This window comes from Agromyces sp. Y575 (assembly GCF_059445445.1).
Genome location: NZ_JCAIUI010000001.1, coordinates 1,212,886 through 1,230,036, shown reverse-complemented (window position 1 = coordinate 1,230,036; position 17,151 = coordinate 1,212,886). Strand labels below are relative to the sequence as shown.

Genomic DNA, 17,151 nt, shown 5'->3' with positions numbered 1-17,151 from the left:
AAATGTCGGGAATCGAGACCACCGGATCCAAACGCCTCGTGTTGGTGTCGGGTCGTGCGCACCCCTCGCTCGCGATCGAGATCGCCGACGAGCTCGGCGCAGACCTCGTGCCGACCGACGCGCGCACGTTCGCGAACGGTGAGATCTACGCACGCTACGACGAGAGCGTGCGCGGTTCCGACGCGTTCGTCATCCAGTCGCACACCTCCCCGATCAACGAGTGGCTCATGGAGCAGCTCATCATGATCGACGCGCTCAAGCGGGCGTCGGCCAAGCGCATCACCGTCGTCGCGCCGTTCTATCCGTATGCCAGGCAAGACAAGAAGGGCCGCGGCCGCGAGCCGATCTCGGCCCGTCTCGTCGCCGACCTCTTCAAGGCCGCCGGCGCAGACCGAATCATGTCGATCGACCTCCACGCCGCGCAGATCCAGGGCTTCTTCGACGGCCCCGTCGACCACCTCTTCGCGATGCCGGTGCTGCTCGAGCATTTCAAGGAGAAGCTCGACCCGTCGACGCTCACGGTCGTCTCGCCCGACATCGGCCGGGTGCGCGTCGCCGACATCTGGAGCGACAAGCTCGGCGCGCCGCTCGCCATCATCCACAAGCGCCGCGACCCCCTCGTGCCCAACCAGATCTCGGTGCACGAGATCGTCGGCGAGGTCGACGGCCGCATCTGCCTGCTCGTCGACGATCTCATCGACACGGGGCGCACGATCGTGAAGGCCGCCGAGGCATTGAAGGCCGCCGGCGCGATCGGTGTCGTCGTCGCGGCGACCCACGCGGTGTTCTCGAACCCCGCCACTGAGATCCTGCAGTCCGACTTCATCGACAGTGTGGTGGTCACCGACACGCTGCCGATTCCCGAAGAGAAGCGCTGGGACCGCTTGACCGTGTTGCCGATCGCGCCCCTCCTCGCCCGGGCCATCCACGCGGTGTTCGAAGACACCTCGGTGACGAGCATGTTCGACGGCGCGGCGTAGGCCGGCCGGCTCATGTCGATCACGACGCCTCGTCCGTGGCTCGCGAGCTACGCCGAGGGTGTCCCGGCTGAGCTCCCGGCCGAGACCGGCTCGCTCTGCGACCTGATCCGTTCATCCGTCGACACCTACGGCGACCATGTCGCCCTCGAGTTCTTCGGGCGCACCACGACGTATGCCGAGCTCGGTGAGCAGATCGAGCGCGCCGCCGAAGGCCTGCGGCTTCTCGGGGTGCAGAAGGGCGACCCGGTCGCGCTCGTGCTGCCGAACTGCCCGCAGCACATCGTCGCGTTCTACGCGGTACTGCGCCTCGGTGCGATCGTCGTCGAGCACAACCCGCTCTACACCCCGCGTGAGCTACGGCACCAGTTCGAAGACCACGGTGCGCGAGTCGTCATCGCCTGGAACAGCGTCGTCGAGACGATTCAGGCGTTCCCGGCGGATGTCGCGGTGCAGGCGATCATCTCGGTCGACGTGACTCGCGCGATGCCGTTCTCGATGCGTGCGATGCTGCGCCTGCCGATCGCGAAGGCGCGCGAGTCGCGCGCGGCGCTGACTACGAGCGTGCGCGGCACGACGCCGTGGGAGAAGATCGTCGGCGCCGACCCGATCGATGCGCACATCATCGGGCCCGGCGTCTCCGACGTCGCCGTGATCCAGTACACGAGCGGCACGACGGGCAGCCCCAGGGGCGCGGCGCTCACGCACGCGAACCTCGGCGCGAACGCCGCGCAGGCGCGCGCCTGGGTGCCCGAGATCGAGCGGGGTACCGCGGTCGTCTACGCGGTGCTGCCGATGTTCCACGCCTACGGACTCACGCTCTGCCTCACCTTCGCGATGAGCATGGGTGCCCGCCTCGTGCTCTTCCCGAAGTTCGAACCCGACCTCGTGCTGAAGGTCGTGAAGCGGCATCCGCCGACGTTCCTGCCGGCCGTGCCGCCCATCTACGAGCGGCTCACGAAGGCGGCCGTCGCCCAGGGTGTCTCGCTCGCCGGCATCCGCATCGCGATCTCGGGCGCCATGCCGCTCTCGGCGGCCGTCGTCGAGCCGTGGGAGGCGGAGACGGGCGGCTACCTCGTCGAGGGCTACGGCCTCTCGGAGTGTTCGCCCGTGCTCATGGCCAATCCCGTCGCGCCGAACCGCAAGGTCGGCACGGTCGGGCTCCCGCTTCCCTCGACCGAGGCGCGCGTCGTCGACCCCGACTCCCCGGGCACGGATGTCGCTGCGGGCGCCGAGGGCGAACTCATCGTGCGTGGTCCGCAGGTGTTCTCGGGCTACTGGCAGAAGCCCGAGGAGACCGAGGCGGTGTTCGTGCCCGCGACCGACGGCGGTGCCGACTGGTTCCGCACGGGCGACATCGTCTCGATCGACGCCGAGGGATTCGTGCGTATCGTCGATCGCATCAAAGAACTGATCATCACGGGCGGCTTCAACGTCGCCCCGAGCGAGGTCGAAGAGGCGCTGCGCGCCCACCCCGACGTCGAGGATGTCGCAGTCGTCGGCCTGCCCGACGAACACTCCGGCGAGCAGGTCGTCGCGGTCGTCGTGCTGCGCGACGGTGCGACGCTCGACGAGCAGGAGCTTCGCAACTTCGCCCGCGACGGTCTCACCGCCTACAAGGTGCCGAAGCGCGTGCTCGCCGCCGATGAACTGCCGAAGTCGCTCATCGGCAAGGTGTTGCGCCGCGAGGTGCGCAACGGCCTCCTGAACGGCTGAACGGGGTCGAGGTGTCCTTCCTTTCCGCCGAGACGGCCCGTGCGCTCGCCGAGCTCATGGCGCTCGATGCGCTCGCAGTCCCCGGTACGGACTCCGGTTCCGATGACGAGACGGATGCCTCGCCGCTCGAGCGGCTCCGAGGCATCCGCTCGCTCAGTGCCGTTCTCGAGGCCGACCCGGCGTCGCTCGCCTCGGTGCGCGAGGCGCTCGAGGCCGGCCGGTCGTGGGACGAGATCGCGGATGCCGCGGGGCTCAGCCCCTCGGCCGCGAAGTACCGCTGGGCGGGTGACGACGACGAGATCTCCGCGCGGCACGAGGCGAGCCGCAAGCGGAAGCGCGAGCGGCCCTCGAGTGTGCCGACCGAGCTGCCCGGACGCTCGGTCGCCGAGGCGGCCGCGCAGCTCGGCGTGACGCCGCAGGCGATCTACCAGCGGGTCACGCGCGGGCTGCTGCGCGCCGAGACCGTCGAACTGCCCGACGGACGCAAGTACAAGCGGGTGTTCCCCGACGAGTCCCGCGAATCCGACGAACGCTGAGGCGACGTCGGTGCGATCCGGTTCACCGTTCGGCGATGCGGTTCACCAGTCGACCGGCCCGGCAGCGGCGAAGTATGAGCCGGTCGGGCCGTCCTCACCGATCCGAGCCATGCGCACGATGATCGCCGCGCCCTCCGCGACGGACTGCGTGCCCTGATTGCCGTTCAGATCGGTCGCGGTGTAGCCGGGGTCGACGACGTTGATGCGGAACCGCGGGAAGGCCTTCGCATATTGCGAGGTGAGCATGTTGACCGCGGTCTTCGAGGATGGATAGCCGATGCCGATGAACGCGGACTCGAGCCGCTCGGGGTCGGTCGTGACCGCGAGCGATCCCATTCCGCTGCCGACGTTGACGACGACGGGGGTGGCCGACCGTTCGAGCAGCGGAATGAACGCATGCATCATGCGAACGATGCCGAATACGTTCGTCTCGTAGATGTGCTGCACTTCGTGCGCCAGGACGTCCCGCGGCGCGGCGAACGAGCCCGCGATGCCGGCGTTGTTGACGAGCACATCGAGATGCCCCTCGCGTTCGGCGATGGCATCGGCCGCCGCAGTGACGGAGGCGTCGGCGGTGACATCGAGCGTGAGGTGGTGGGCGCCGAGCACGGTGGCCGCCGGTTCGCCGCGCGCAGGATCGCGGGAGCCGAGGTACACGGTGTGACCGGACTCGATGAGTGTGCGGGCGGTTTCGAATCCGAGGCCTTTGTTGCCTCCGGTGATGAGCGTGATGGTCATGGCTCCATCGTCGGATATCGCGGGTGTGCCCAGTAGCCCCGTGATCCTGGGACCGGCGGTACCACCCTCGGGTGCCCGTCTGGTCGTGTTCGGGGAGATACTCGAAGCATGGATGACGAGCAGCGCGAACTCGGCAGGATGTTGCGCGCGTGGCGCGATCGCGCCGACCCGCGCGAGGTCGGCATCGTCGTCGGTCCGAGCCGCCGCTCGGCCGGACTCCGACGGGAGGAGGTCGCCCTCGCGGCGGGAGTCTCGGTGGACTACCTCACCCGTCTCGAACAGGGCCGTTCGCTGCATCCGTCGCCTCAGGTGCTCTCCGCTCTGGCGCGCACCCTTCGGCTGACCGTCGCCGAGCGGGATCACGTGTTCCTGCTCGCCGGGCTCCTCGCACCGTCGGCCGGGGTCGTCGACTCGCATCTCACGCCCGGCGTGCAACGGCTCGTGGAGCGCATGCGCGACCTGCCCGTCGCCGTCTACGACGCTCGGTGGACGCTCGTCACCGCGAGCCCGCTCTGGAACGCGCTCATGGGCTCGACGCTCGGGGGCACAGCACGTGAACGCAACCTGCCGTGGCAGCTCTTCCTCGGTGCCGTCGGACGGGTGCGGCACAGCCCCGCGGAGCGGTCGGCGCTCGAGGCCGACGTCGCCGCCGACCTCAGACAGGCGAGCGCCCGCTACCCGCACGACCGGGAACTCGCCGATCTCGTGCGCGACCTCCAGGTGCGATCCCCACGGTTCGCCGACCTCTGGGATCATGCCGAGGTGGCGGCTCACACCGCCCATCACAAGACGATCGAGCACCCGGAGGTCGGGCCGCTGACCCTCGACTGCGACGTGCTCACGGTGCAGGGCGCAGACCTGCGGATCGTCGCCTACTCGGCCGAGGTCGGGAGCCAGGCGGCAGCGGGCCTCGACCTGCTTCGCGTCATCGGGCAGGTGCAGCAGCCAGAGGCGGCCCGATGATGACGCGGCGTGCGCCGCCACATGGCCGACGCGGCACGATCAGGCGTCGCGCTCGTCCGCATCGATCGGTCGCGGTGCCCCTGGCAGCAATCCGAGCTCGGCGACGAGCGTCTGGTTGCCGGTCGCGGACACGGCGAAGCACTGCCAGCCAGGCCCGGTCGAGCTGAACAGCTCGAGTGAGACTCGTGCGCTCGCGGCGTCCGTGTCGTAAACGGACACGTACACCGCGCACGCGCGCTGGGCCGCCGAATGCGCCGTGCCGTAGACCGAGAGCACGACAGGCAGCAGCATCGCGACGAGGGCGACGAGCACGGTGACACGGATGATTCGGCGCCGACGTTCGCCGAAGACGGGGCCGTCGCCGTCATCGTCGGCGCCCTGCAGCTCGGGATGCACGTCGCTCACGGGGCACCGCCGGCGAGGATCGAAGCAATGCCGCCGACGCTTGCGAGGAGCGTTGCGACGGCGACACCGGCGAGAGCGCCGCGCGGGGGAGTGATCACGAGGTGGTCGCCGGCAAGCTGCCGACGACGCACGGTACCGATTGCGACCGCGGTTCCGGATGCCGCGAACAGCAGCGCCCCGACCGCGACGAGCCACGGCTCACCGGCGACGAGGCCCGACCGCATCGACAGCAGGGCGTTGACGGCCAGCGCGAAGGCGGTACGGCTCCACGACAACGCCGTGCGTTCGGGCTGCAGGCCAGGATCGCCGGTCGCGGGCACGCTGTACGAGGCCACCTCAGTCGCTCACTTCGCCGACGCTCACTTCGCCGACGCTCACGCCACGAGGAGGAGCACCACGAGCACGGCGCTCGTGAGGAGGCAGACTGCGGCGAGCCCTGGCAGCACCCAGCTGAACGGCAGGGGGCGCCCGCGCCGGATCGCGATCTCGTTCGCTCGCCATCTCGTGTACGACATGAAGCTGAGCACGGCGGCCACCAGCCCCAAGCCGACGGAGAGCACCGTGACGACGAGCCGTGGGTCGAGCTCGGTCGCGAACTGGTGCAGCAGCACGCCGCCCGCGAGGAGCGCGAGTGCTGTGCGAATCCAGGCGAGGAAGGTGCGCTCGTTGGCGAGCGTGAACCGGTAGTCGGGCTCTTCGCCCTCTTCACGCCACTTCGGCTCGCCCACGCGGGTGCCTTTCCGTCTCGGTGTACTCCAGCTCGGTCGTTGCCTGGGTCAGTGCGACGAGGGAGTCGTCTCGATCTCCGAGCGGTCGCCCGACCAGAGCGTGTGGAACACGCCGGGCTTGTCGACCCGCTTGTAGGTGTGTGCGCCGAAGAAGTCGCGCTGGCCCTGGATGAGCGCGGCGGGGAGCCGTGGAGCGCGGAGCCCGTCGTAGTAGGCGAGCGAGGAGGAGAAGGCGGGCGTCGGGATGCCGGCCTGTGCCGCGATCGCGACGACTCGGCGCCACGACTCCTGCGTGCCGGCGACGGCGTCGCGGAAGTAGGGTGCAACGACGAGCGCCACGAGCGACGGGTCGTCGGCGTACGCTTCGGCGATGCGGTTCAGGAACCGGGCGCGGATGATGCAGCCTGCACGCCAGATCTTCGCGATGTCACCCTTCTTGATGTCCCAGCCGTACTGCTCGGCGCCGGCGACGATCTCGTCGAAGCCCTGCGAGTAGGCGATGATCTTCGACGCGTAGAGGGCGCGGCGCACGTCTTCGATGAACGCGTCGGCGTCGGCGCCGTCGACCTTCCACTCGGTCGAAGGGCCGGGCAGATCGACGGATGCTTCGCGCTGGGCGCGCTTCGAGGAGAGGCTGCGCGCGAAGACCGCCTCGGCGATGCCCGAGGTCGGCACGCCGAGGTCGAGGGCGTTCTGCACGGTCCACGCGCCGGTGCCCTTCGCGCCGGCCTCGTCGAGGATGACGTCGACGAGCGGCTCGCCCGTCGCAGCATCCGTCTGGCGAAGCACCTCGGCCGTGATCTCGATGAGGTAACTCTCGAGTTCGCCGGTGTTCCACTCGGCGAAGATGTCGGCGATCTCGGCGGGGGACTTGCCGGTGCCCTGGTGGATGAGGTCGTACGCCTCGGCGATGAGCTGCATGTCGGCGTACTCGATGCCGTTGTGCACCATCTTGACGAAGTGGCCGGCGCCGTCGGTGCCGACGTGCGTGACGCACGGCTCGCCGTCGGGCGCGATGGCGGCGATCGATCGGAGGATCGGGCCGAGGGTCTTGTACGACTCGACGCTGCCGCCGGGCATGATCGACGGGCCGTTGAGCGCGCCCTCTTCGCCGCCCGAGATGCCGGTGCCGACGAAGTGGATGCCCGTCGGGCTGATCTCGGCCTCGCGGCGGATCGTGTCGTGGAAGTTCGCGTTGCCGCCGTCGACGATGATGTCGCCCGGCTCGAAGCGGGAGACGAGTTCGGAGATCACGGCGTCGGTGCCCTTGCCGGCCTGCACCATGATGATCGCGGTGCGGGGCTTGACGAGCGAGGCGACGAAGTCGTCGTAGCTCTCGGACGCGACGAGCCCGGCCTCAGGGTGCTCGCTCGTCAGCGTGTGCGTGCGCTCGGGGGAACGATTGAACACGGCGACCGTGTTGCCCTCGCGGCTCGCGAGGTTGCGGGCGAGGTTCGACCCCATGACCGCGAGGCCGACGACGCCGATGTTTGCTGAAGGGGTGACAGGCACGAATGATCTCCTCGACACGGGATGGGTTCCGTAATCCAGCGTAGTCTGAGCGGCCCTCACCGTTGCGCGCTGTTTCGGTGAGGGCCGTGGGTGGGATCAGTCGCGCCGAGCGTATGCCGCGAGCGGCAGCGTGTAGCTCAGTTCGATCGCGGTCTCGATCGCCTCGTCGTGCGGCAGGCGATGCTCTGCGACGAGCTTCGAGAGGTATCCGGCGTCGATTCGACGCGCGAGGTCGTGGCGGGCGGGGATCGATGCGAACGCCCGGGTGTCATCGACGAACCCGCTGGTGTTGGAGAAGCCCGCCGTCTCGGTCACGAGTTCCCGGAAGCGCGTCATGCCGGCCGGGGAATCGAGGAACCACCACGGTGCGCCGAGTTTGACCGCCGGGTAGGCCCCTGCGATCGGGGCGAGTTCTCGTGAGTAGACGGTCTCGTCGATCGTGAACAGGATCAGGCGGAACCGGGGGTCGTGCCCGAACGCGTTCAGCAGAGGCCGAAGGGAACGCGTGAACTCGACCGCTTCGGGGATGTCGAAACCCTGGTCGACGCCGTATGTGCCGAGGATCGTGTCGGAGTGATCGCGGGACACCCCCGGATGCAGCTGCATGACCAGCCCGTCGTCGAGCGACATCCGAGCGCTCTCGAAGAGCATGTTCGCAGCGAACGCCTCGGACTGGGCCCGGTCGAGTCCGCCGCGGAGCGCCGCTGCGAACAGTCGGCGGGCCTCGTGCGGTTCGAGCGGAGTCGTGTCGGCGGTGCGGTGGCCGTGGTCGCTCGCCCGGGCGCCCGCCGCCACGAACGCCCGGCGCCGGATTCGCAGCGCCTCGAGGAAGCCCGGGTAGTCGACGATCTCGAGGTCGGCGCTCGCCTCGAGCGACTCGAGGTCGCTGCGCCACCCTGCGCGGTCGGGGAGGAACAGGCAGTCGGGACGGAAGGTCGGTACGACGCGCTCCCCCCAGCCCTCCGCCGCGAGCGCGGCATGGTCGGCGAGATCCGAGTCGGGCGAGTCGGTCGTGCTCAGTATCTCGATGCCGAACCGATCGAAGAGCTCGCGGATGCGGAACTCGGGGCGGGCGAGCTTCTCGGCGAGCTCGTCGTAGAGGGCGTCGGCGCTCTCAGTGCTTGGTGGCTGCGCGACGCCGAACACCTCGACGAGGACGTGCTCGAGCCAATAGCGAGTCGGCGTGCCGCGGAAGTGCTTCCAGTTCTCGGCGAACCGACGCCAGATGCGGCGGTGGTCGGTCTCCATCGCCGACCCGTCGAGCGGGCGGATGCCGAGGTCACGGTGGGGGAGTCCCTGCGACACGAGCATGCGCACCAGGTAATGGTCGGGAATGATGAGCAGCTCGGCGGGATCACCGAAGCGCTCATTGCGACTGAGTGCCGCGGCGTCGACGTGACCATGCATGGACACGATCGGGAGCGAGGCGATCTCTCGATAGATCTCGCGCGCGATCGATCGCTGGCCCGGATCGACGGGCAGCGCGCGGTCGGGGTGAAGTGTCCATGGTGCAGGCAATGTCCGCCCCCTGTCGAAGTATCGGCTCTTGTATCGGCTCGATCATGCAGTGAAACAAGCGCAGTGTTGTTTCAAGCGTCGAACGTCCCGGCCTGCCGCTGCGTACGGCATCTGATCCCACACTATAGGCGTATTTCTGCGGCTCGTCGTGATGCCGGGTGCGGCCATCGACTCGATGTCGGGCATTCTGCGCGAACTGCTTGACAGAACTCTGAAAAGGTTTGCAGAATATATCGACTGCCGGCGGCGTGCGCCGGTCGAAGCACAGGGCGGTGTGACATGGCTGTGACGATCAGAGACGTGGCGAAGGCCGCCGGCGTGTCGATCTCGACCGTCTCACGTGCCCTGGCCTCGCCCGAGCTGGTGGCCGAACCCACCCGCACGCAGGTGCAGCAGACGGCCCGCGATCTCGGATACCGTCCGAATCGCGCGGCGAGCGGGCTCATCACCGGGCGCACCGGATGCCTCGGTCTCGTCGTACCCGACCTCGAGAACCCGTTCTTCGGCTCGATCAGCAAGGGCGTGCAGGATCGCGCCCGAGCCGCCGGCTACGCCGTCTTCATCGCCGACAGCGATGAAGACCCCGTGCTCGAGGCGGAGGTGGTGCGCAGCCTCGCGAAACAGGTCGACGGCGTCATCCTCGCTTCGGCGCGAGGCAGCGAAGAGACGGTGCTCTCACTCGCCGCCGAGACGCCGCTCGTGCTCCTGAATCGGTCGGTGCCCGGCGTGCCCTCGATCAATTTCGACAACGCGAGCGGTATTCGCGCCATCATGGCGCACCTGGTGGCGCTCGGGCACCGGTCGATCGCCTATGCGGCCGGCCCGCCGAGTTCCTGGTCGAACGCGCAACGCGCCGCGGCGTTCACCGCGTTCGGCGAGGCGGATGCCGGGCTGACGCTCGTCGAGCTCGGCACCTTCCCGCCGTCGTTCGCCGGTGGCGTTCAGGCGGCCGACCTTGCGATCGCCTCCGGTGCGACCGCCGTGGTCGCATACAACGACCTCATGGCGCTCGGCCTCCTCGATCGGCTGCGCCAGCGCGGTGCCCGCGTTCCCGATGACTTCAGCGTCACCGGGTTCGACAACATCCCGGTGTCCACCATGATCTGGCCGAACCTCACGACCGTCGAGAACCCGCGGGTGCAGATGGGTCGCTCGTGTGTCGACACGCTGCTCGACACGGTGCTCGGCCGTTCGACAGAGGCGAAGCAACTCCCCGACGTACCCGTGCAGCTCATCGTGCGGCAGTCGACCGGCGTCGCGCCCGTCGCGACCGCGGAGCCCACCCCGCATTCGGGCGCACTCAGCGTCTGAGCTTCTTCCAGACAGCGGTGTCTGGAACCCAGAGAAGAGGAAGGACCACCAATGCGCATCCGACGTACCACCCAGATCGCGGCTGCACTCGCCGCTGTCACGGCCCTCGCGCTGACCGGCTGCACCGCCCCGAACACAGGCGGCGGCGACGCGAGCGCGGCGAGCGACCCGAACGAGGTGCCCGACAAGCCCTCGGCGCCGGTCACCCTGAACATCCTCGACGTCGCGGGCAACCAGAAGCTCACCGGCCCGATGGTCGACGAGTTCATCAAGGAGCACCCCGACGTCGTCTCCGCCGTCACCTGGGAGAGCGCCGGCGCACCCGACGTCGTCGGCACCATCAAGCCGCAGGTCGACAGCGGCAACCTCTCGGTCGATCTCGTGATGAGCGGCACCGACGGTCTGTCGGCGGGCATCGCCCAAGATCTCTGGATCCCGCTGGTCACCGATTACGGCGATCGCGTGTCGAACCAGGAGAACTACCTCGAACCGGCTGCGGCCATGCAGGAACTCTCAGAGGACTACGGGGTCGTCACGACGTACTACCCATCCGGGCCGCTGCTGCAGTACGACCCGGCCGTCGTCACCGACGTGCCGTCGACACCCGAGGAACTGCTCGAGTGGGCGCAGGCGAACCCGGGCGAGTTCGGGTATGCACGGCCCGCGAACTCGGGCCCCGGCCGCACGTTCCTGCAGGGACTGCCCTACATCCTCGGCGACGACGATCCCAGCGATCCCGAGAACGGCTGGGACAAGACCTGGGCCTACCTCAAGGAACTCGGCGCCACGATCGACAACTACCCGACGGGCACCGGCCAGGTCATCACCAACATGGCCGATGGAAGCTGGGCGCTGATCCCCACCACCACGGGCTGGGACATCGAGCCTCGCGCGACGGCCAAGGAGCCTGCGACGATCGAAGCCGCGCCGTTCGACGACTTCACCTGGGTGACCGACGCGCACTACGCGCTGGTCCCGAAGGGGCAGTCAGCCGACAAGTTGTCGGCGATCCTGCTGCTGCTCGACTACATCCTGACTCCCGAGGTCAACGCGATGGCGTATGACAGCGGGTACTTCTACCCCGGCCCGGCGGTCGAGGGCGCGACGCTCGACAAGGCGCCGCAGGCCAGCCAGGACCTGATCGCCGAGTTCGGTCGTGACTGGTACGACGACCTCATCGAAGAGATGCCGAAGGCGACCCCGTTGCCTGCCGAGCAACTGGTGAAGGCGTTCGACATCTGGGACCGCGAGATCGGTGCCGGGAAGTACGAGGCGCAGTAGATCATGCCACTCACGGCCAATGCATTCGAGTCCCTTGAGCTGAACGATGTCGGGCGGAGCTTCGGCGGTCGAGAGGCATTGGTCGACCTCAACCTGACGATCCGAGCGGGGGAGTTCATCGCCCTGCTCGGACCGTCGGGCTGCGGCAAGTCGACGGCGCTGAACTGCCTCGCCGGGCTGCTTCCGCTCACCCATGGCGAGATCCGCATCGACGGTAAGCGCATCGACGTGCTGCCGAGCGAGAAACGCGACTTCGGCATGGTGTTCCAGAACTACGCACTGTTCCCTCATCTCTCCGTCGCGAAGAACATCGCGTTCGGCCTGCAGATGCGCAAGCTGCCGCGCGCGGAGGTCATCCGCCGGGTGGCGGAGGGCCTCGCGCTCGTCAAGCTCGAGGAGCACGCGAAGAAGCTGCCCGGCCAGCTCTCGGGCGGACAGCAGCAGCGCGTCGCGATCGCCCGAGCCATCGTGCTCGAGCCGCGACTCGTGCTCATGGACGAACCGCTCTCGAACCTCGACGCGAAGCTCCGCCTCGAGATGCGCACCGAGATCCGGCGGCTGCACCAGTCGCTCGGCCTCACCACCGTCTACGTCACGCACGATCAGGAGGAGGCGCTCTCGCTCGCGGATCGCCTCGTGGTGCTGCGGGAGGGTCGCGTGCAGCAGATCGGCACTCCCGAGGAACTGCACGACCATCCCGCGAACTGGCACGTCGCCGACTTCATGGGCTATCGCAACCTTCTCGACCTCACCGTCGAGACCGTGGACGGACGCCACGCCCGCGTCTCGGGCGACGGGCTCTCGCTCGTCGGCAGCCTCGTGCAGCATGCCGCGGTCGGTGAGCGCATCCGGCTCGCCATCCGGCCCTCCGACCTGACCGTGCACACCGCGGCCACGCCGCCGACGAATGCCATCGAGGCAACAGTCAACGTCGTGGAGTACCAGGGCAGGGAGTTCGCGGTCGGTGTCACCACACGCGAGGGCGTGAACCTGCACGTGCACGCTGATTTCGCACCTGCTCCCGGTGCCACGGTGACACTCTCGGTCGACCCCGACCGCGCGCTCGTGTATCGCAGCGAACTCGACACCGCACTCGAGCCCGCCCCCGTCGAGCGGGCTCCGCTCGCGGAGGTGCGGGGGTGACCTCGTCGACGGATGCGGCTTCGCGGGCGAAGAGCTCGGCGAGCCGCAGGCACCGGCTCGCCGAGCGCGGCATCGACCCGAAACTCTGGCTGCTGGCTCCGGCGGTGGTCTTCGCGCTCGCCCTGTTCGTCTATCCCTTCGCGTACGGCATCGGGCTGACCCTTCAGCCGCTCGCGACCACTCAGCAGAGCTGGGGCGGCGGGCCGTTCGCCAACTACATCGCGTTCTTCCAGGACTCGTTCATCTTCGACTCCGTATGGCTCACGATGCGGCTGGCGTTGCCGGCGGCGCTGTTCAACGTGATCGTCTCGATTCCGATCGCCTACAAGCTGCGCGGCAAGTTCAGGGGAAAGCGCACGATGCAGACGCTCCTCGTGCTGCCGATCGCACTGGGAACGGTGCTCACGGCGCAGGGGCTGCTGATCTTCGCGGGGCGGCAGGGCTGGCTGAACCGATTCCTGCTCGACATCGGGGTCATCTCGGAGCCGTTGCAACTCGTGAACAACTACCTCGGCGTCTTCTTCTCACTTGTGATCTCGGGATTTCCGTTCGCGTACCTGTTGATCTCCTCGTACCTCTCGGGCATCGACCCGTCGCTCGAAGCTGCCGCGAAGACGCTCGGTGCGAACTGGCAGCAACGCTTCCGGCGCATCACGCTTCCGCTGCTCGCACCGGGCCTCGCGACGACCTTCATCCTCACCTTCGTGCTCGCATTCAGCGTGTTCCCCTCGGCGAGACTCGTGGGTGACGCGGCAGGCGAAACGCGCGTGCTCGCGCTGATGGCCTACCGCTCGTTCGCCGAGCAGCTCGACTACAGCATGGCTTCCACCATCGCCATCATGATGGGCGTCGTCGAACTGATCGTCATCGCGATCGTGTTCCTCGGCCGTTCCTTCCTCTACAAGGGTTCGACAGGAGGGAAGGGCTGATGTCCGTCTCCACACTCACCACGCCTCCCGCGAATGCGGGGCCCCCGACCGAATCGGTCGACATCTCCGGAACCCAGCGCGGCAAGATGCCTCCCGGCGAGCGCTCGCTCGCCGCCTCCCCAGGCACATGGTTCGTCTGGGCCGGCATCGCGGTGTTCTTCGTGTTCCTCTTCGGCATCGTGCTGAGTGTGCTCGTGGACTCACTCGGCAAGCCCTGGTTCAACACGTGGCTGCCCGAGACCTTCACGCTCAACTGGTACGCGGAGGCCTGGACTCGCTTCGACCTCGGCCAGATCATCGGTGTGACGCTCCTCGTCGCGTTCGCGGTGATCGTGGTGTCGATCCTCGTCGGCGTGCCGGCCTCGTACGTGCTGGCGCGCAGCAACTTCCCGGGCAAGCGGCTCGTGCTGCTGCTGTTCCTGCTCCCGATCCTGATTCCGCCGATCACCTTCGGCATCCCGCTCGCGACCGTCATGTACAACTTCGGCCTCGGCCGGACGATCCTCGCCGTGATCCTCGTGAACCTCGTGCCGTCGATCCCGTTCGTGATCATCACGATGACGCCGTTCATCGAGCAGATCAACCCGTCGATCGAGAATGCCGCTCGCATGTGCGGGGCGAACATGATGCAGGTCTTCACCAAAATCCTCGCGCCGCTCCTGATCCCCGGGATCCTTGCGGCGGGCATACTCGTGCTCGTCCGAACCGTCGGGATGTTCGAGCTCACGTTCCTCGTGTCGGGTCCGACGTCCGACACGCTCGTGGTCGCGATCTACCGGGCCATGACGAGCGCCGGCGGCGGAGAGGCACGACAGCTGATCTCCTCGATGGGCGTGGTCTACACCGGCCTGATGCTCCTCATCCTGATCATCGCTCTGCGCTTCATCAACCCGACCCAACTCGTGGCACAGGTCAAGGAGTCCCGCGATGAGTGATGCTGCGCCGCCGCGTCTGACTCGCGAGGCGCTCGCGGCGCTGCCGCCCTCGAAGGTCCCCGCAGAGGTGACCCGCCCTCGAGTGGATCCCGCCGAGCTGACGGTCGGCATCGTGCACTTCGGCATCGGGTCGTTCCACCGCAGTCATCAGGCTCTGCTGACCGAGGATGCCGCGGCCGCGACCGGCGAGACCTGCTGGGGGATCCTCGGCGTCACCGGTCGCAGTGACCGGGTGGTGGGACAACTGCGACCGCAGGATTGCCTCTACGGCGTGCTCGTCTCGGGGGAGCACGAGGTGTCGCTGCGGCTCGTCGGCTCGGTGGTCGACTGCGCCTGGCCGGGCATCGAATCGGAACGGATCGTCGCGACGCTCGCTGCCGCGTCGACGCAGCTCGCGACCCTCACTCTCACCGAGCGGGGCTACCACCGGGCGGAGACGGGCGGCATCGATCGGCGTCATCTCGGCATCGCGAACGACGTCGACCTGATCGCCGGCGAACTCGCAGCCATGCCGGGGGCATCGGCGTCACGCACCCCGCTCGGGCTCCTCGTGCGAGGGCTCGCCCGCCGCTTCCGTACAGGCGGCGGCCCGTTCACCGTGCTCTCGTGCGACAACCTTGCGCACAACGGCGCCGTCTCACGTGAGCTCGTGCTCTCGATCGCCGAGGCGGTCGGCGCCGGTGGTCGCGATTTCCGCGCCTGGCTGGAGGCATCCGTCGCATTCCCGTCGTCGATGGTCGACCGACTGACCCCGGCGACGACCGAGGCCGACCGCCTGGCGGCGTCCTCGCTCCTGGGGCTCCGCGACGAGGCGCTCGTCGTTGCCGAGCCGTACGCGCAGTGGGTGATCGAAGACGACTTCGCCGCCGGCCGCCCGCGTTGGGAGCTCGCTGGGGCGACGTTCACCGATGACGTGACGCCGTACGAGCAGGTGAAGCTCCGAGTGCTCAACGCGACGCATTCGCTGCTCGCCTGGCTCGGCTCGCTCAGCGGGTACGCCACGATCGCAGAGGCGATCGCCGATCCGCGCCTTCACGCCATTGCTCGCCGGGTACTCGACGACGACATCCTGCCCACGCTCTCGGCGCCGGCGGGCATCGACCTCGCCGAGTATCGCGACAGCGTGCTCACGCGGTTCGCCAATCCGGCGCTCGCGCACGCCACCTCCCAGGTCGCGATGGACGGATCGCACAAACTGCCCATCCGGGTGCTCGGCACCACCGCCGACCGGCTGGCCGCCGGTGCGGTGCCGACCGGGCTCGCGCTCGTCGTGGCTGCGTGGATCGCCTACGTCGCGAGGTCGCTGGAGCCGGATGCCCCCGCGCTCGACGATCCGCTGGCCGGCCGATTGCACGCAGCAGTCGGCACACCTGCGGCGCTCGCCGACGAGCCGGGTGCGATCGTCGACCGCTTCTTCGCGATCGGCGAGGTGTTCCCCGAGCCCGTGCGCAATTCGACGGAGTTCCGCGACGCCGTCGTCGAACAGCTCGCCGTCGTGCACGACCTGGTGGCGTCCGTTCGGCGTCTGGGCGAGGCCGCGTCGTCGGTCAGAGGCTGAGCCTCGGGCCGGGGTGCCGGTCAGGCCGTCTCATTCGGCCACCGTCTCATCCGGCCACCGTCTCATTCGAGCCCGGCGTCTCATTCGGCCCCAGCACGCGGGGTCCCGAGGTTCCGGAGACGGCGTCCGCCTCCCCTCCCTCCCAGATGGAACTCATCTCGAGGAAGGTGCGTTGCATGATCCGCAGCATCGAGGCCTGTGCGTCTTCGGGGTTGCCACGCTGGATGGCGCTGGCGACGTCGACATGGAACTGCAGCGCTTCGACATGCGGATTCGTCGGCATGAGCCCGTAGTGGGTGCGTCCTGCGAGCACCTCCTCGACGAGGGTGTGCAGCTTGCCGAACATCTCGTTGCCCGAGTTGGTGAGCACCAGGCGGTGGAACTCGATGTCGAGTTCGAGGAACCGCTCGCTGTCGCCCTCTTGGCCCGCCGCCCACAGCTTGCCGGCGAGGCCCATGAGCTCGCTCGCTCCCGTGAGGGGGGCTCGGATGGCGGCGAGCCGCGCAGCCTCGGGCTCGACCGCCGTGCGCAGCTCCGTCAGCGATCGCAGCTGGGCGATGCGGCCTGGGGATGCGAGGCGCCAGCGGATCAACTGGGGATCGTAGAGGTTCCATTCGGACTGGGGCAGCACCTTGACTCCGACGCGACGCCGCGAGGAGATCATGCCCATCGCGGCGAGCACACGGAGCGCTTCACGCACGACCGAGCGGGACACGTCGTAGCGCTGCTCGAGTTCGTCGATGCGGACGACGACGTCTGCGGGAAGTTCTCCCGAACACAGGGCGAGGCCGAGCCTGTCGAGGACCTGCGCGTGGAGGCCCATCACGGGGGAGGCGGGGCCGTGGTCGTTCTCGACGGCCGTCCCTTTTGCGTCGATAGTCACGTATAAATCATACCGGAC

General features: G+C 68.4%; 17 protein-coding genes. 10 read left to right on the top strand and 7 right to left on the bottom strand.

Annotated elements, in window-relative coordinates; genetic code table 11:
• The first annotated feature begins 2 nt into the window (after positions 1-2).
• Genes AC1C2U_RS05860 through AC1C2U_RS05850 form a run of 3 tightly spaced genes read left to right on the top strand, consistent with a single transcriptional unit; the run spans position 3 to position 3,229 of the window.
• Positions 3-980 carry a ribose-phosphate diphosphokinase gene (locus AC1C2U_RS05860; protein ID WP_495360760.1) on the top strand — a complete coding sequence of 326 codons (978 nt, stop codon included), beginning with the start codon at positions 3-5 and terminating at the stop codon, positions 978-980.
• 12 nt (positions 981-992) lie between these two features.
• On the top strand, positions 993-2,693 hold the full coding sequence (locus AC1C2U_RS05855) for a long-chain-fatty-acid--CoA ligase (RefSeq protein ID WP_495360759.1): 1,701 nt from the start codon (positions 993-995) through the stop codon (positions 2,691-2,693).
• A gap of 11 nt (positions 2,694-2,704) precedes the next feature.
• Positions 2,705-3,229 carry a hypothetical protein gene (locus tag AC1C2U_RS05850; protein WP_495360758.1) on the top strand — a complete coding sequence of 175 codons (525 nt, stop codon included), beginning with the start codon at positions 2,705-2,707 and terminating at the stop codon, positions 3,227-3,229.
• Between the two features lie 42 nt (positions 3,230-3,271).
• Here the strand turns inward: AC1C2U_RS05850 and AC1C2U_RS05845 are convergent, their stop codons facing one another.
• On the bottom strand, positions 3,272-3,967 hold the full coding sequence (locus AC1C2U_RS05845; protein WP_495360757.1) for an SDR family NAD(P)-dependent oxidoreductase: 696 nt from the start codon (positions 3,965-3,967) through the stop codon (positions 3,272-3,274).
• A gap of 108 nt (positions 3,968-4,075) precedes the next feature.
• On the opposite strand from AC1C2U_RS05845, the gene AC1C2U_RS05840 reads away from it, so the two are divergent.
• Entirely contained in the window at positions 4,076-4,930 is an 855-nt protein-coding gene (locus AC1C2U_RS05840) for a helix-turn-helix domain-containing protein (protein ID WP_495360756.1), read from the top strand.
• A 39-nt stretch (positions 4,931-4,969) separates the two neighbouring features.
• Here the strand turns inward: AC1C2U_RS05840 and AC1C2U_RS05835 are convergent, their stop codons facing one another.
• The 5 genes from AC1C2U_RS05835 to uxaC all read right to left on the bottom strand — a co-directional run bounded on the left by AC1C2U_RS05835 (position 4,970) and on the right by uxaC (position 9,093).
• Positions 4,970-5,335: a hypothetical protein gene (locus tag AC1C2U_RS05835; RefSeq protein ID WP_495360755.1), complete on the bottom strand. Its 366-nt coding sequence runs from the start codon at positions 5,333-5,335 to the stop codon at positions 4,970-4,972.
• Positions 5,332-5,670 (bottom strand): DUF202 domain-containing protein, encoded by a 339-nt coding sequence (locus tag AC1C2U_RS05830; RefSeq protein ID WP_495360754.1) that lies wholly within the window; start codon positions 5,668-5,670, stop codon positions 5,332-5,334. The genes AC1C2U_RS05835 and AC1C2U_RS05830 overlap by 4 nt, the downstream gene beginning before the upstream one ends.
• Positions 5,671-5,709: 39 nt before the next feature.
• Entirely contained in the window at positions 5,710-6,063 is a 354-nt protein-coding gene (locus AC1C2U_RS05825) for a YidH family protein (RefSeq protein WP_495360753.1), read from the bottom strand.
• A gap of 48 nt (positions 6,064-6,111) precedes the next feature.
• Complete coding sequence (gene gnd, locus AC1C2U_RS05820) at positions 6,112-7,575, bottom strand: NADP-dependent phosphogluconate dehydrogenase (protein WP_495360752.1); 1,464 nt, start codon at positions 7,573-7,575, stop codon at positions 6,112-6,114.
• 96 nt (positions 7,576-7,671) lie between these two features.
• Positions 7,672-9,093 (bottom strand): glucuronate isomerase, encoded by a 1,422-nt coding sequence (gene uxaC, locus AC1C2U_RS05815; protein ID WP_495360751.1) that lies wholly within the window; start codon positions 9,091-9,093, stop codon positions 7,672-7,674.
• Between the two features lie 279 nt (positions 9,094-9,372).
• Between uxaC and AC1C2U_RS05810 the strand changes: the two genes are divergently transcribed.
• From AC1C2U_RS05810 to AC1C2U_RS05785, 6 genes are read left to right on the top strand one after another with little or no spacing between them, the layout of a single operon-like run.
• Entirely contained in the window at positions 9,373-10,404 is a 1,032-nt protein-coding gene (locus AC1C2U_RS05810; protein WP_495360750.1) for a LacI family DNA-binding transcriptional regulator, read from the top strand.
• 51 nt (positions 10,405-10,455) lie between these two features.
• On the top strand, positions 10,456-11,685 hold the full coding sequence (locus AC1C2U_RS05805) for an extracellular solute-binding protein (protein ID WP_495360749.1): 1,230 nt from the start codon (positions 10,456-10,458) through the stop codon (positions 11,683-11,685).
• 3 nt (positions 11,686-11,688) lie between these two features.
• Complete coding sequence (locus AC1C2U_RS05800; RefSeq protein WP_495360748.1) at positions 11,689-12,828, top strand: ABC transporter ATP-binding protein; 1,140 nt, start codon at positions 11,689-11,691, stop codon at positions 12,826-12,828.
• Positions 12,825-13,757 (top strand): ABC transporter permease, encoded by a 933-nt coding sequence (locus AC1C2U_RS05795; protein WP_495360747.1) that lies wholly within the window; start codon positions 12,825-12,827, stop codon positions 13,755-13,757. Before AC1C2U_RS05800 ends, AC1C2U_RS05795 begins: the two co-directional genes overlap by 4 nt.
• Positions 13,757-14,692 carry an ABC transporter permease gene (locus tag AC1C2U_RS05790; RefSeq protein WP_495360746.1) on the top strand — a complete coding sequence of 312 codons (936 nt, stop codon included), beginning with the start codon at positions 13,757-13,759 and terminating at the stop codon, positions 14,690-14,692. The genes AC1C2U_RS05795 and AC1C2U_RS05790 overlap by 1 nt, the downstream gene beginning before the upstream one ends.
• Positions 14,685-16,250, top strand: a complete 1,566-nt coding sequence (locus AC1C2U_RS05785; RefSeq protein ID WP_495360745.1) for a mannitol dehydrogenase family protein — start codon at positions 14,685-14,687, stop codon at positions 16,248-16,250. The genes AC1C2U_RS05790 and AC1C2U_RS05785 overlap by 8 nt, the downstream gene beginning before the upstream one ends.
• A 46-nt stretch (positions 16,251-16,296) precedes the next feature.
• On the opposite strand, the gene AC1C2U_RS05780 is transcribed toward AC1C2U_RS05785, so the two are convergent.
• On the bottom strand, positions 16,297-17,133 hold the full coding sequence (locus AC1C2U_RS05780) for a FadR/GntR family transcriptional regulator (protein WP_495360744.1): 837 nt from the start codon (positions 17,131-17,133) through the stop codon (positions 16,297-16,299).
• Positions 17,134-17,151 lie beyond the last annotated feature (18 nt).

Bases quoted from the DNA above. Each gene is read 5' to 3' on its own strand.
- AC1C2U_RS05860 (WP_495360760.1), top strand. From the start codon at position 3: ATGTCGGGAATCGAGACCACCGGATCCAAACGCCTCGTGTTGGTGTCG.
- AC1C2U_RS05855 (WP_495360759.1), top strand. From the start codon at position 993: ATGTCGATCACGACGCCTCGTCCGTGGCTCGCGAGCTACGCCGAGGGT.
- AC1C2U_RS05845 (WP_495360757.1), bottom strand. From the start codon at position 3,967: ATGACCATCACGCTCATCACCGGAGGCAACAAAGGCCTCGGATTCGAA.
- AC1C2U_RS05840 (WP_495360756.1), top strand. From the start codon at position 4,076: ATGGATGACGAGCAGCGCGAACTCGGCAGGATGTTGCGCGCGTGGCGC.
- AC1C2U_RS05810 (WP_495360750.1), top strand. From the start codon at position 9,373: ATGGCTGTGACGATCAGAGACGTGGCGAAGGCCGCCGGCGTGTCGATC.
- AC1C2U_RS05805 (WP_495360749.1), top strand. From the start codon at position 10,456: ATGCGCATCCGACGTACCACCCAGATCGCGGCTGCACTCGCCGCTGTC.
- AC1C2U_RS05800 (WP_495360748.1), top strand. From the start codon at position 11,689: ATGCCACTCACGGCCAATGCATTCGAGTCCCTTGAGCTGAACGATGTC.
- AC1C2U_RS05790 (WP_495360746.1), top strand. From the start codon at position 13,757: ATGTCCGTCTCCACACTCACCACGCCTCCCGCGAATGCGGGGCCCCCG.
- AC1C2U_RS05785 (WP_495360745.1), top strand. From the start codon at position 14,685: ATGAGTGATGCTGCGCCGCCGCGTCTGACTCGCGAGGCGCTCGCGGCG.